This window comes from Bhargavaea ginsengi (assembly GCF_900109165.1).
Classification (GTDB): Bacteria; Bacillota; Bacilli; order Bacillales_A; family Planococcaceae; genus Bhargavaea; species Bhargavaea ginsengi.
In genome coordinates, this window is record NZ_FNZF01000003.1 from 436,586 (window position 1) to 448,982 (window position 12,397).

Below are 12,397 nucleotides of genomic sequence, written 5' to 3' on the forward strand. Positions count from 1 at the left end.
TCTCCTTATTCTTCCGTCACGTGCACCTTGAGCGTCGCAGTGACGTCCGGATGGAGCTTGATCGGAACATTGGTGTAGCCGAGTGCGCGAATGGCATCCGGAAGGTCCATCTTCCGCTTGTCGATCTTGATGCCCTGCTGCTTTTCAAGCGCCGAAGCGATCTGCTTCGTCGTGATCGAGCCGAACAGCCGGCCGCCCTCACCCGATTTCGCCTTGAGCTCAACCGTCAGCTGCTCGAGTTGGCCCTTCAGGTTATTTGCATCGGCCAGTTCTTCGGCAGCATCTTTCTCGGCGCGTTTTTTCTGGCCTTCGAGCTTGCTCATATTCGCTGCTGTCGCTTCGACGGCGACATTGTTCTTGAACAGGAAGTTCTGTGCGTAACCGACGGAGACTTCCTTGATGTCTCCTTTTTTCGCCTTGCCTTTTACGTCTTTGAGGAAGATTACTTTCATTCTTCTGTTCCCCCTTCTGTCATTTCATATATCGTATCTGTCAGCATGGCCAGTGCCTCACTGACAGAGTCCGTATCGAGTTGTGCCGCTGCATTGGTGAGGTGTCCGCCTCCGCCAAGCCTTTCCGCGATCAGCTGGACATTCAGGTCTCCTAGAGAACGTGCGCTGATGCCGACCCGTCCTTCAGGCCGGAGTGCCACGACAAACGACGCGACGACGCCCTTCATCGTGAGCAGCGTATCCGCTGTCTGGGCGACGAGGACCGGACTGTGCACCTGGCCTTCGGCTCCGTGCGCAATGGCGATGCCGCCCTCGAGAATATCCACCGTCCGGATGATGTCCGCCCGTTCCAGATACGTGCCGATGTCTTCCCTCATGAACCGCTGGATCAGAACCGTATCGGCTCCGTTAGAACGGAGGTAGGAAGCCGCCTCAAATGTACGGGAGCCCGTCCTGAGTGTAAAGCTCTTCGTATCGACGACGATGCCGGCCAGCATCGTGGTGGCCTCGAGCGGCAGAATTTTTTCGCCCTTCGGCTGGTATTCAAGGAGTTCTGTTATGAGCTCAGCCGTCGAGGATGCATACGGCTCCATATAGACGAGCAAAGTATCTTCAATGAATTCCTCACCGCGCCGGTGATGGTCGATGACGACTGTTTTTTCCGCCTTGCCCAGGAGCCTTTCGTCTACGACGAAATTCGGACGGTGCGTATCTACGATGACGAGGAGTGTCCGGTCCGTGATGATGCCGAGTGCATCATCCGGCGTGATAAAGTGCCGGTACAGGTCCGGCTCCGAGCGGATTTCTTCCATGAGGCGGAGGACGCTTGCGTCGAGCTCGTCCGGATTGATGACGACATAGCCTTCGACGCCGTTGAGATGCGCCATCCTGCGCACGCCGACAGCCGCCCCGATGGCATCCATGTCGGGCAGCTTGTGGCCCATGATGACCACTTTGTCGCTTTCCTGGATCAGGTCGCGCAGTGCATGTGAGATGACGCGCGCACGGACCCGCGTACGCTTCTCGACGGGATTTGTCTTGCCTCCGTAGAATTTGACACGGCCGCTCGGCTGCTTGATCGCCACCTGGTCGCCTCCGCGCCCGAGGACGAGATCAAGGCCGGACTGGGCGAGTTCCCCCAGCTCCGGGAGAGAAGCGGAGTCAGCTCCGATTCCGATGGAGAGGGTGAGTGCCGAGCTTTCCCTTGCCGTCTCTTCACGGATTGAATCGAGAACGCGGAACTTGTCTTTCTCGAGATCGTGGAGGATCGACTCGTTCAGGACGGCGAGGAAACGGTCAGAGCTGAACCGTTTCACATAAATGCCGTATTCGGCGCCCCAGTCGTTGATGCGGGTGGTCACCAGGCTGTTCAGCCTGCTTTTCGTCTGGTCGTCCATGCCGGAGGAAAGCTCGTCATAGTTATCGACCAGTATCATGCCGAGCACAGTCCGGTCGGCATAGTAAAGCGTTTCGATTTCCAGCTGTTCGGTGATGTCGAACAGATAGAACAGCTTTTCATCCGGCTTGTAGATGACCTTGTATTTCCGGTTGCCGAGGGAGAGAACCCCTTCATGATCGGCTCCGTCCTTGATGAAGGTCTTGAAATCCTCAGACAGCCCGAACAGCTCCTCGCCGATGAGCGTGTCGTGCTCAAGCAGCTGGGACATGTAGGGGTTTGCCCACTCGATCGTGAACTGGTCGTTGATGAGGATGATGCCGATCGGCATTTCGAGGAGTGCTTCCTCACCGACCTTCTTCATCCGGACGGACAGGTTCTCGATATGCTTTTCGGTCTCCGCATAGGTCCTCGCTTCCATCCGCCAGGCGGCTGCAAGTGCAAGGACGGCGACGATCAGCCATGCGACGGCCGCCCATTGATTATAAATCCAGATCGGGACGGTCGCCCCGAGAAAAAGCACCGTCAGGACCGCAAGCGGTGTCCGTATCGGCCGTTGTCTGAAAAAACTTCCCATTCGTCAGCCACTCACTTTCCTTTGCTTCCTGTAATGAATCCCCTCAGCTTGAAGCCGATGTCGATGATCCCGAGCAAAGAGATGATCGGGAACAGCAGCGGCGCCAGGAAGACCGCGAACAGGAGGAGCCAGCCCGGTTTGCCGGAGGCATGGAGGAGATACGCGATCAATGACAGACCCTGCAGGAAAAAGAGCGTGCGCAGGATCAGCATCGCATTCATGACGATCAGATAGCCCGTCGATCCGGGCTCGAATTCACCGATCAGTGACGCGACCAGCACGATGACATAGTAGAGGAGGAGAACCGCAGGCAGCCTCATGTCACGGAACCTGGAAAACTTCGGCACCGCCGTACCCAGCTTCCGCATAACCGGGAAGAGGATGGCAAGCGTCACGAAAGCGGTCCCGTACGAAACGAAGATGAATGCGGACGGGATGAGCGTTTCCACCTGCAACAGAGCAACGGAAACCATCTCATCATATTCTGCCGGCTTCTGGCCCATGCGGTCCATCATTTCCCCCGCCTGGGCGTACATCGCACGCATCTGTCCGGTCATTTCAGCGATGATGTTCATATTCAGCAATAGTGCGGCGGCCGCGTACTGCAGTACCCCGGTGATGAGGACCGCGAGCCCCGACGCCATGAAAATATACAGTTTGGACTTGCCGGTCCTTATACCGTCCCCGATGATGAATCCGACAGGAGCATTCAGCAGGGCCAGAATCAGCCCGCCAGGACCGGCGATCAGGAAGGAGAGAATGACCCCCGCGCCCGTCACCGTCAGGGACGGGCCCCGGCTGTAGCGCGCACTGTAGAGCGCCACCGGCAGCGGGATGAAGAACACCGTGAGCACACCGAGTACCGGCACATAATAAGTGATGGCCGCGAGCAGTGTGAACAAGGCGGCCATCATCGCGCCGAAGGTCAGTCTTCTCGCGTTGTCGTTACCCATGGTCAGCCTTCTTTCCAATAGGATATCCACCGTTTTTTCAAGTGGAATCTTCCTATCATTGTATCATGTTTTCCTGCCGGGACCAAAAAGGGGACGGGCCTCCCGCGGTTGCCCGCAGCGCCCGTCCCCCGGATAGAAAAAAGACATCCCGGCATGGGCCGGAACGTCTTTTGTTCTCATGATCAGCGCTCTTCCGTAGTGAATGGAAGAAGACCCATGATACGGGCACGCTTGATGGCAACTGTAAGCTTGCGCTGCCATTTTGCGCTAGTACCCGTCACACGGCGTGGGAGGATTTTCCCGCGCTCGGAGATGAATTTCTTAAGCAGATCGACTTCTTTGTAGTCGATGCGCGTGATGTTGTTGGACGTGAAGTAGCAGACCTTACGGCGTCTGCGTCCGCGACGTGGTGCCATACTGGTTCGCCTCCTTTATTCTTGGATTGACCGGCGTGATGATCAGAACGGCAGGTCGTCGTCCGATACTTCGATCGGACCGCCGCCCGGCGAGAACGGATCATCATCGGTGCGTGTATAGTTATTCTGATTCGGGGATTGCCCCTGATAATTGTTATTGTTGAAGGACGGCTGGCTTTGCTGAGGCTGGTTCCCATAAGACGGGGAGCCCTGCTGGCTGCGATCGCCGCCTGCTCCGCGAGGTTCCAGGAACTGGACGCTGTCCGCAACGACTTCAGTCATGAAGACGCGCTTTCCGTCCTGGCCGTCGAAACTGCTCGTCTCAATGCGGCCATCGACACCCGCGAGGCTTCCTTTGCGCAGGAAGTTGGCCACGTTCTCGGCCTGCTTCCTCCAGGTCACCACGTTGATAAAGTCCGCATCCCGCTCTCCGCGCTGGTTCGTGAACGGACGGTTCACGGCGAGGGTGAATCGGGTGACGGCGAGGCCTGACTGCGTGTATTTCAGTTCAGGATCCTTTGTAAGTCGGCCGACCAGGACAACACGGTTAATCATCAGACAACAACCCCCTTTTGTAGATTCTGTTTAACGGAGAATCATTGCTCGTCTTCGCGAACTGCGATATGACGGATGATGTCTTCGTTGATATTCGCAAGACGTGTGAATTCATCGATTGCAGTTGCGGGTGCGTTGGTTTTTACGATATGGTAAATTCCTTCGCGGAAGTCGTTGATCTCGTAAGCGAGACGACGCTTGCCCCATTCTTTTGACTCGATGATTTCCGCACCTTCTGAAGTGAGGATTCCGTCAAAGCGCTCAACGAGTGCTTTTTTCGCCTCATCTTCGATTTTCGGCTGGATGATGTACATAACTTCGTACTTGTTCATCAAGATGTCACCTCCTTGTGGACTTGTGGCCGGCCGCGATGCGGCAGGCAAGGAGTAAAATATTCAATACTTACTCACATCGGTTTATTCTACCACGGTGCCTGTCCGTTTTCAACTATTTTCTATGGAAAGTCCGGAGAAGGAAGTTGTCGTATAATTTGTTGTATGGGGCAGGTTGATATTCGCTCCAGGCGGACGCTTTCCGCGGGCTTGGCCTTAGCCGGCGCCAGTACGGAGACTGGCGTCTGTGTGCATCGCGAAGCGTTGCGCAACAGACGGCGGTCTTCGGCTCAAGCTATTCCCGCTGGAGTCGCCGCCTTCCGCTGCAATCAACACCAAACAGACATTTAAAACTAGGGGGCAATTAAGTGAATATGGAAGATTTGGAATCGCGGGAGCCGGATCGGGTGATTGAGCTGGATCTCCGGCGGGTGATGAAGCAGAGTCTCTGGCTGACGGGTGGAAGCGTTGCCGTTCTTTATCTGGTCAGTTTCCTCGTGCGGGGAGAGCTTTCGGTGTCCGTCTCGTTCGGGGGTTTCATGCTCGGATTGCTGCTGTTCGCCGTCGGCTACGTCTTGCTCATCGTACTTCATGAGGCGTGCCACCTGCTCGGTTTCCGGATTTTCGGCGGGGTGCCGTTCAAGAAGATGGCTTACGGGGTGAATCTGGAAATGGGCATTGCCTACGCGACGACCGAGATCCCGCTCCCGAACAGGCCGATGCGGCGGGCGCTGCTCCTGCCGCTATGGCTGACCGGAGTCCTCCCGGGCATCATCGGTATCTGGCTCGACAGCCATCTCCTGATCCTGCTGTCAGCCTTTCTGATCGGCGGGGCGGCGGGCGACCTGGAGATGAACCGCCAGCTCAAGCGGCTTCATGATGACTGGCTGATCCGGGATGACCCCGAGAAACCGAAGCTTTACGCCTATGATCCGCAAGGAACGGCGGAAACACAGAAAGATGGCACAGGTCCTGAAAACTGAGCGTCCCCGGCTTTCCGGTCTGCTGTCCCCACAAAGCTCATTAATAAGTACTCTCTCGGAGTGAAGGCCCGTCCGGGAATTGTGGTCGCGACACGGAGCGAGCGCTCACTCAAACACCGGATGGGCGCGCATATATTCCTATGCGCGGTCTCCGGCGTTCTATGCGCGCTCCCGTGGGTTCTATGCGCGTTTATCCGGATTCTATGCGCGCTTCCGGCACTTCTTCCTTCTATACGTATACGAAAGCCCCGGCTCCGCAACAAGCGGATCCGGGGCTTTTTCGTGTGTTTAAACGTTAAATCGGAACAGCATGACGTCGCCGTCCTGAACGACGTATTCCTTGCCTTCCAGGCGGACTTTCCCGGCTTCCTTGGCAGCGGGCATAGACCCCGCTTCAAGCAGATCTTCATAGGAGACCGTCTCCGCGCGGATAAATCCGCGTTCGAAATCGGTGTGGATGACGCCAGCACACTGAGGTGCCTTCATGCCCTTGCGGAACGTCCAGGCACGCACTTCCTTTTCGCCGGCCGTGAAATAGGTGGCCAGTCCGAGCAGGTTGTAGGCTGCGCGGATCAGCTGGTCAAGACCGGCTTCCTCGATGCCGAGTTCTTCGAGGAACATGGCTTTCTCGTCATCATCGAGTTCGGCCATCTCTTCCTCGATTTTCGCGCAGACGACGATGACTTCTGCATTATCGCCCTTCGCGAATTCACGCACCTGCTGTACGTATTCGTTGTTGTCCGGATCCGAGATCTCGTCTTCCGAGACGTTTGCCACATATAGCATCGGCTTGATCGTGAGAAGGTTCATGCTCTTGACGACCTTCAGCTCGTCTTCTGTGAAGTCCACGGAACGGGCCGGCTTCTCGTCCTCGAAAGCCTCTTTCAGACGCTTCAGCAGCGGCTCTTCAATCATGGCTTCCTTGTCTTTCGACTTGACCATCTTCGACACGCGTGTAAGGCGCTTGTCGACACTTTCCAGGTCCGCGAGAATCAGCTCGAGGTTGATGATTTCAATGTCATCGATCGGGTTGACCTTTCCGGATACGTGCGTGATGTTCTCGTCGGCAAAGCAGCGGACGACTTGGCAGATCGCGTCGACTTCACGGATATGCGAGAGGAATTTGTTGCCGAGGCCTTCCCCTTTGCTGGCGCCTTTGACGATCCCCGCGATATCGGTGAACTCGAATGCGGTCGGCACCGTCTTTTTCGGTTTGACAAGTTCCGTCAGTTTGTCGAGGCGCGCATCAGGCACTTCGACGATCCCGACGTTCGGGTCGATCGTGCAGAACGGGTAGTTTGCCGCTTCCGCCCCGGCTTTGGTGATGGCGTTGAACAGGGTCGACTTCCCGACGTTCGGGAGCCCGACGATTCCGGCAGTTAATGCCATGGGTTTCCACAACCTTTCAATCTATATCAGTTCATTGAATTCGATACTCACAACCAATTAAGTATAAGTAGAAAAGGCAGGGATGTCCATCATTCCCCTGCCTCTGCACGTTCAAGCATCTTTTTCATCTTTTTCTCGAAATCGCGCCGCGGAATCATGACGCTGTGCTGGCAACCGGTGCACTTGATCCGGATGTCCGCTCCGAGGCGGATGATCTTCCATGCATTCGTGCCGCACGGGTGCGGCTTTTTCATCTCGACCACGTCTCCGATGCCATATTGTTTCGGCTCCACCGGGACCACCTCCGGGATTCTGCTTTCCTCATAATTCTAACACGTCAGCCTGATGGTTTCGAATCCACCATGACCATTTTCGGATACGGGATCTCGATTCCGTTTTCCTGGAGGAATTGCTTCAGGTCCATGCGCAGCCGGCGCGCCAGACCGAAGTGCATCATCGGGGCAGTTTCCGCGGAGATTCGCATGACGACGTGGTTCGGTTCCAGTGCCTGCACACCAAGCAGGTCAGGCGGGGCAAGCAAATCCCCGTAGTTTTCATCATCCATGAGGCTCGCCAGGAATTCCTTAATCAGCGACTCGGCTTTCGGAATATTTGTCTCATAAGAGACCCTGACATCAATGATCGCCAATGAGTTGTAGATGGACGAGTTGACGACCTCCTGGATGTTGCCGTTCGGGATGATGTGAAGCTCCCCCGTGTAGACCTTGATCTTGGTTGTGCGGAGGCCGATCTCCTCGACGGTGCCCTCCGCCTCGCCGATACGGACATAGTCACCGACCGAGAACTGGTCTTCAAAGATGATGAAGAACCCGGTGATGACGTCCTTGACGAGGCTCTGCGCACCGAAACCGACAGCCAGGCCGAGCACCCCGGCCCCTGCGATGAGGCCGGCAACATTGATATTGAACGTCGACAAGATGGCGAGGATCGCCGCAAAGTAGACGACGTAGGAAATGACATTTTCCAAAAGTTTAAGAAGTGTGCGTTCCCGCCGATCCGAAAGCGGACGCTTCAGCCTGACGCTGAAGATCCGCCTGAGGACCGCCTTGCCGATGCGGACGACCAGGCCAGCAAGGACGATGATGAGCAGGATTTTCAGGGCAATCAAGCCGACATTCAGCCAGAGTGCCTCGCTTAGAAGTGCATCTTTCGCCTTGCCGAATAAATCGAAAGACTTCTGAATTTCCTCACTGAATTCTTCTGTTGCAGGTATTTCCGTTTTTTCGGTAGCCATTTCTGTGTCCACCTCCTCTGTTTCCTGTATATCCTCTCAGATTCCAGCGTATACTTCCAAAAACACGCATAGAAAAGAGGTTCATATGATCCGCATCGGGACGAGTTCTGAACAGGGTCGTTTCCATTACACGGAGACGGGGGCCGCCTGGAGAATCGCCTCCGTCCTCCTCCGCCACATACCGTTCGGCAAACGGCCGGTCCGCTTTGTGTGCATCGGGACAGACCGGTCCACAGGGGATGCCTACGGGCCGCTGACCGGAACCGCGCTAACGGATCCCGGCAGTTTCCGCCACCCGGTCCTTGGCACGCTCGACATGCCGGTCCATGCGCTGAATCTGCAGCGGATCGCCGAGACAGAAGGGGATGTGTTCACTGTGGCGATTGATGCCTGTCTTGGCAGAGCCGAACACATCGGACAGATTGTCATCGAAGACCGCCCGCTTTTTCCGGGCCGGGCCGTTGGAAAGACGCTGCCGCCGATCGGAGACCTGTCGATCAAGGGCGTTGTCAATGCCGCGGCACCGAACAGCCAGGAAGTCCTCCAGAATACCCGCCTGCATCTGCCATTCATGATGAGCCGTGTAACCGCCAGGGCGATCTCACTCGCCTGCTGCCGGCATGAAACCAAACCCGTACAAGAGTCCGGTTACGAGAGCCACGATGAGGATGCCCGGGATGAGATTGGCCACCCGGATCTTCGTCAGCCCGATCAGGTTTAGTCCGATCGCAAGAATCATGAGGCCGCCGGTCGCTGTCATCTCTTCGATGAAAAACTGCATCATGTCATCCGGGATAAATCGGCTGATGACCGATGCGAGCATCGTGATCGCCCCCTGGTAGAGAAAGACGGGTACGACGGAGAGGATGACACCGATACCGAGCGTCGAACTGAGAATCAGCGCGGTAAAGCCATCGATGATGCCCTTCGCAATCAGCACGTCATGGTCGTTCCGGAGCCCGCTGTCGATCGCCCCGATCACCGCCATTGAGCCGATGACAAAGATGAGAGTCGCCGTGACGAATCCCTGGGCAATGCCGCCCTGGCCATCTTCGCCGGGACTCTTGCCTGCCTTGGATTCCATCCAGCGGCCGAGGCGGTTCAACTGTCCATCCAGGTCGAGCCATTCACCAATGGCCGCTCCGACGACAATCGAGATGATGACAATAATGACCTGTGAAGTGGCAAAGCTCATCTGGATGCCGATGACCATGACTGCGAGGCCGATGGCATAGGTCACCGTCTCCCTGATGCGTTCGGGTATCCTTCCGAGAAACCGGCCGATGACCGATCCGATAATGATGAGGAGCACGTTCACCAGTGTTCCGAATAATGCCATAAGGATCTCCCCGTTCCACAAAAAATAGACCGCCCTTTTTCTCAGCAGAAAAAGGGCAGATGGTTATTGCTGCTGATCCAGAAGCTCGAGGATCCGTTCCAGATCGTCATCGGAGAAAAATTCAATTTCGATCTTTCCGCGGTTCTTCGTTTTTCTGATGTTGACGCTTGTGCCAAAGAAGTCACGGAGTTCCGTTTCTTTCTCGACGATAAAAATATCTTTCTTTTCTTTTTTAGTTTCACGTGGAACATCTTCATTCATTCGCTGGACAAGCGCCTCAAGCTGCCGGACATTCAGGCCTTCAGCGGCGGTTTTCTGGGCGACCGGGCCGATTTGCGCTTTCTTTTTGATTCCGAGAAGCGCACGTCCGTGGCCCATCGACAGCCGTCCCTCCGAAAGCATCGAACGGACTTCTTCCGGCAGGGAAAGGAGGCGGAGGTGGTTGGCGATATGAGGCCGGCTTTTTCCGAGACGGAATGCCAGCTGTTCCTGTGTAAGGCTGAGAGCATCCATCAGCTGCTTATAGGCTTCCGCCTCTTCGACCGGATTCAGGTCTTCCCGCTGGAGATTCTCCAAAATCGCCAGTTCCATCATTTGCTGGTCGGTCATATCACGGACGACGGCAGGCACCGAATCAAGCCCAGCCTCACCGGATGCGCGGAATCTCCGCTCGCCCACGACGATTTCATACTTACGGCCTTTTTTCCGGACGATGATCGGCTGGAGAATGCCATGTTCACGGATCGATTCAGTCAGTTCCTGAAGACTTTCCTCAGCGAACACCTTCCTTGGCTGATACGGATTCGGCTTCAGAAGTTTCAGATCGATCTGTTCCACATGTTCGGACTGTTTCAAAGACTCTCCGGGAAAGAGTGCATTCAGCCCCTTGCCTAGGCCCTTAGCCATTGCGGATCACTTCCTTCGCCAATTCTAAATAAACTTCAGCTCCGCGGGACCGCGGATCGTAGACTATGATCGGTTCACCGTGGCTCGGTGCCTCGCTCAGCCGGACGTTGCGTGCAATGACCGTATGATACACCTTGTCCTGGAAGTACTTTTTCACTTCTTCAATGACCTGGATGCCGAGGTTGGTCCGTGCATCAAACATCGTCAGGAGGACACCGTCGATCATCAGGTCCTGGTTAAGATGTTTCTGGACAAGCCTGATGGTCGAGAGAAGCTGGCTCAGTCCTTCCAGGGCATAATATTCGCACTGAACCGGGATGATAAGTCCGTCCGATGCGGTGAGCGCATTCAGCGTCAGCAGGCCGAGGGAAGGCGGGCAGTCGATAATGATGTAATCGTACTCGCCTTTCACCTCATCAAGCGCATGCTTGAGGCGCACTTCACGGGAAATCGTGGAGACCAGTTCGATTTCCGCTCCGGCAAGTGCAATGGTCGCCGGGAGAACATGAAGGCCCTCCACCTTCGTCTGCATGACCGCGCTGCGGACCTCGGCATCATCGATCAGGACATCGTATATGCAGTTCTGGACATCGCCTTTGTTGATGCCGACTCCGCTCGTCGCGTTCCCCTGGGGATCCGTGTCGATGAGGAGCACCTTCTTGCCCAGATGGGCGAGGCAAGCGCTCAAGTTGACGGAGGTCGTCGTTTTTCCGACGCCGCCCTTCTGGTTGGCGATCGATATGATTCTTCCCACAATGCACCTGCTTTCCAACTGCTTGGTTGCGGTATTGGCCCGGTCTCAATTGGCCGGGCGGCTCATTCCTTCTATTCTACCAAAATTCCGCCCGACGGTCTTTCCGGCGACAGAAAAAACTCTTGCCGGTCCGGCAAGAGGCGGTTACTTCTGTTTTGGGATGCGGACAGTGATTCTATAGAAGTCTTCCTCATCCTCTTCTTCCGTCTGCAGGCGGATCCCGCTCTGGTTAACGAGGGAGAGAGACTGGCGGATCGTATTCAATGCGATGCGGACGTCCTTGCTGACGGCCTTCCGACGCTTTTTCGGCTTTTGCTCGGGGGCCGGCTCTTCCTCAGGGGGATTCAGGATTTCCTGTATCCTTGCTTCCAGCTGTTTGACATTGTATTGATGTTCTTTGATTTCTTCGAACACCTGGAGCTGCAGGCCCTCTTCCTTGAGAGGAATCAGCGAACGGGCATGCCGTTCGGAAATCTCCCGGTCGAGGATGCCTCTTCTGATCGGCTCAGGGAGCTTCAGGAGACGGAGCTTGTTGGCTACCGTGGACTGTCCCTTTCCGAGCCGCTGCGCAAGCGCTTCTTGTGTGAGGGAATGAAGCTTAAGCAGTTTGTCGTAGGCCATGGCTTCCTCGATCGCCGTCAGTTCTTCCCGCTGCAGGTTCTCGATGAGTGCGACAGAAGCGGTCTCTTTGTCGTCCATCTCACGGATGATGGCCGGCACTTGCGTCCAGTTCAGCTTTTTCATCGCCCGGTATCGGCGTTCGCCTGCAATAATTTCAAACTTGCCGTCCTCAATCGGACGGACGACAATCGGCTGGATCACGCCGTGGATATTGATGGTCCTTGCCAGCTCATCGATCTTCTCTTCGTCAAAGATCGTTCTGGGCTGGAAACGGTTTGGTATGATATCGGCCAGGCGGACCTTGATCACGTCTTCGGAACGTTCCGCCCCGCTCGCTTCAAACAATTCATCTTTATCGCTGTTCCCGAAAAAGCGCGAGAAAGTGCTTTTCAAAACGGGCACCCCCTTATGGACATCCTACTACAAGACAATTCGATGCGGGACCGGAAATTCCTTCCCGGAGAGTCCA

At 55.7% G+C, this 12,397-nt stretch carries 15 protein-coding genes; 2 read left to right on the plus strand and 13 right to left on the minus strand.

The annotated features are described in order from the left end of the window. Positions 1–5: 5 nt before the first annotated feature. The 6 genes from rplI to rpsF all read right to left on the minus strand — a co-directional run bounded on the left by rplI (position 6) and on the right by rpsF (position 4,681). Positions 6–452, minus strand: coding sequence for a 50S ribosomal protein L9 (gene rplI, locus BMX91_RS10965; protein WP_092053836.1), 447 nt, complete (start codon positions 450–452; stop codon positions 6–8). Next, entirely contained in the window at positions 449–2,425 is a 1,977-nt protein-coding gene (locus BMX91_RS10970; protein WP_092053841.1) for a DHH family phosphoesterase, read from the minus strand. The genes rplI and BMX91_RS10970 overlap by 4 nt, the downstream gene beginning before the upstream one ends. 11 nt (positions 2,426–2,436) lie before the next feature. After that, positions 2,437–3,378 (minus strand): YybS family protein, encoded by a 942-nt coding sequence (locus BMX91_RS10975; RefSeq protein ID WP_092053845.1) that lies wholly within the window; start codon positions 3,376–3,378, stop codon positions 2,437–2,439. Between the two features lie 182 nt (positions 3,379–3,560). Beyond that, entirely contained in the window at positions 3,561–3,794 is a 234-nt protein-coding gene (gene rpsR, locus BMX91_RS10980) for a 30S ribosomal protein S18 (protein ID WP_092053851.1), read from the minus strand. A gap of 42 nt (positions 3,795–3,836) precedes the next feature. Further along, complete coding sequence (gene ssb, locus BMX91_RS10985) at positions 3,837–4,349, minus strand: single-stranded DNA-binding protein (RefSeq protein ID WP_092053856.1); 513 nt, start codon at positions 4,347–4,349, stop codon at positions 3,837–3,839. Between the two features lie 41 nt (positions 4,350–4,390). Beyond that, on the minus strand, positions 4,391–4,681 hold the full coding sequence (gene rpsF / locus BMX91_RS10990; protein ID WP_092053859.1) for a 30S ribosomal protein S6: 291 nt from the start codon (positions 4,679–4,681) through the stop codon (positions 4,391–4,393). A gap of 374 nt (positions 4,682–5,055) precedes the next feature. On the opposite strand from rpsF, the gene BMX91_RS10995 reads away from it, so the two are divergent. Next, the gene (locus BMX91_RS10995) at positions 5,056–5,664 is read left to right on the plus strand and encodes a DUF3267 domain-containing protein (protein WP_245744411.1); all 609 of its coding nucleotides are present in this window, start codon (positions 5,056–5,058) and stop codon (positions 5,662–5,664) included. A gap of 288 nt (positions 5,665–5,952) precedes the next feature. Here BMX91_RS10995 and ychF read toward each other — a convergent pair whose 3' ends face one another. From ychF to BMX91_RS11010, 3 genes are all read right to left on the minus strand, one after another. Next, a complete protein-coding gene (gene ychF, locus BMX91_RS11000; protein ID WP_092053868.1) occupies positions 5,953–7,053 on the minus strand; it encodes a redox-regulated ATPase YchF in 1,101 nt (366 codons plus the stop codon). Positions 7,054–7,142: 89 nt separating this feature from the next. Beyond that, a complete protein-coding gene (locus BMX91_RS11005; protein ID WP_092053873.1) occupies positions 7,143–7,346 on the minus strand; it encodes a DUF951 domain-containing protein in 204 nt (67 codons plus the stop codon). A 44-nt stretch (positions 7,347–7,390) separates the two neighbouring features. Then, entirely contained in the window at positions 7,391–8,308 is a 918-nt protein-coding gene (locus tag BMX91_RS11010) for a mechanosensitive ion channel family protein (RefSeq protein WP_092053877.1), read from the minus strand. Between the two features lie 85 nt (positions 8,309–8,393). Between BMX91_RS11010 and yyaC the strand changes: the two genes are divergently transcribed. Next, entirely contained in the window at positions 8,394–9,029 is a 636-nt protein-coding gene (gene yyaC / locus BMX91_RS11015) for a spore protease YyaC (protein ID WP_092053881.1), read from the plus strand. On the opposite strand, the gene BMX91_RS11020 is transcribed toward yyaC, so the two are convergent. From BMX91_RS11020 to noc, 4 genes are all read right to left on the minus strand, one after another. Next, a complete protein-coding gene (locus BMX91_RS11020) occupies positions 8,910–9,647 on the minus strand; it encodes a DUF554 domain-containing protein (protein WP_143059377.1) in 738 nt (245 codons plus the stop codon). The two genes, yyaC and BMX91_RS11020, sit on opposite strands and share 120 nt — an antisense overlap. Positions 9,648–9,710: 63 nt before the next feature. Next, positions 9,711–10,553 (minus strand): ParB/RepB/Spo0J family partition protein, encoded by an 843-nt coding sequence (locus tag BMX91_RS11025; RefSeq protein ID WP_092053884.1) that lies wholly within the window; start codon positions 10,551–10,553, stop codon positions 9,711–9,713. Further along, positions 10,546–11,307, minus strand: a complete 762-nt coding sequence (locus BMX91_RS11030; protein WP_092053888.1) for a ParA family protein — start codon at positions 11,305–11,307, stop codon at positions 10,546–10,548. The genes BMX91_RS11025 and BMX91_RS11030 overlap by 8 nt, the downstream gene beginning before the upstream one ends. Positions 11,308–11,451: 144 nt before the next feature. Further along, positions 11,452–12,321 (minus strand): nucleoid occlusion protein, encoded by an 870-nt coding sequence (gene noc / locus BMX91_RS11035; protein ID WP_092053892.1) that lies wholly within the window; start codon positions 12,319–12,321, stop codon positions 11,452–11,454. Positions 12,322–12,397 lie beyond the last annotated feature (76 nt).